This window comes from Spirillospora sp. NPDC046719 (assembly GCF_040645715.1).
Taxonomy (GTDB): domain Bacteria; phylum Actinomycetota; class Actinomycetes; order Streptosporangiales; family Streptosporangiaceae; genus Spirillospora.
In genome coordinates, this window is the sequence record NZ_JBEYYT010000884.1 from 1 (window position 1) to 1,486 (window position 1,486).

Here is a 1,486-nt window from a genome sequence, read left to right on the forward strand (position 1 = left end):
CGTGCGCGATCCCCGCGGTCAGGTCGGCGCGCGCGGCCTCCGGGCGGCGTCCGGCGTCCGCCAGCATCCCGGCCGCCTCCGCCGCGAGCCGTGCGGCGCCGGCCGGGTCGGCCACTCGGACGGCGTGCGCGCGCGCCAGCCGCGCCAGCCCGGTGTCACCGGTCAGCGCCGGGTGGGCGATGGCCTCGGCGATGTCGGCCCAGCCGGCGGCGCCCTCGCCGTCCCCGAGGGCGGCGCGCACGCAGGCCAGCTGCTCGGCGCACATCACCAGCGTGCTGAAGTCGAGGCCGTTCGTGCCGTCCCCGCAGGCCGCGATCAGGGCCTCGGCGCCCTCCTCGGCGCGGCCCGCGTTGATCGTCGCGATGGCGCGCGAGACGTGCGCCATGTGCGTCCACCACTCGCCCGACCCGGTGTCGCAGGCGACGGCCTCCTCGGCGGCCCGCAGCGCCCGGTCGTGGTCGCCGGTCCAGCTCGCCGTCAGGCACTGCTGCATCAGCCCGTACGCCATCACCTCGGGGGAGCGCAGCTCGCGGCCGACCGCGGTGGCCTCGTCGGCGGCCGCCGCGGCCTCCTCCAGCCGGCCCTGCAGCAGCAGGACCCGGGACTGCCCGGCCAGCATGTAGCCGAGGATGAACGTCTGCCCCGTCGCGCGGGTGATCGACACCAGCCGGGTGGCGTGCCGGAGCGCGCTGTCGTGCAGGCCGAGGAACGCCTCGGCGAACACCAGCCAGATCATGTAGTCCAGGCAGTCGGCGAAGTCGCCGTCGGAGGCGGCGGAGAACCGCTGGTCGGCGGCCTCGGCGTAGGCGATCGCCTCGGCCACCTCGCCGCGCCCGTACGACACCATCGGCCGCATCGCCGCGACCGCCGCGATCAGCCCCGGGCCCCACTGCGGCGCGCTCTCCGGGATCGTCTCCAGGACGGCGTGCGAGCCGCGGGTGTCGATCCGCTGGATCCGGTCGGCGACCAGGCGGATGCGCAGCAGCACCGCCTCGGGGGTCTGCCGGTCGGTGATGCGGCGCAGCTCGTCCAGCACCAGGGCGCGGGCCTCGTGGATGCGGCCGAGCTGCCGGTCCATCACCGCGCACAGCTGCACCGTGCGGGCGCGCCGGACGGTGTCGTCCGGCGGCAGCAGGCTCAGCAGCGTGCGGGCCGTCTCGCGGCCCTCCTCGGCGTGCCCGCTGACCGCCTGCGCGTGCGCCAGCTCCACCAGCAGCTGGATCCGGTCGGGGTAGGCGCCGTCGCCGGCCGCCCCGCCGGAGGACGCGCCGGAGGCGTCCGTGCCGTCCGGCATCAGGCGCAGCGCCGCCTCCAGCCAGTACGCGGCGGTGCCGGGCGCTTGGAGCGCGACGGCGCGGGCCGCCTCGACGAGCGTCCAGATCGCCTCCCGGTCGCCGAACCGCCCCGACCGCAGCACATGGTGGGCGCGGACCGCCGCCGGTGCGCCGAGCTCGGCGAGCCGCGCCGACACCCGCGAGTGCGCCGC

At 77.5% G+C, this 1,486-nt stretch carries 1 pseudogene; it reads right to left on the reverse strand.

Annotated elements, in window-relative coordinates:
* Nucleotides 1-1,486 (reverse strand): annotated as a pseudogene (locus ABZ914_RS51245) (helix-turn-helix transcriptional regulator); the annotation flags it as partial.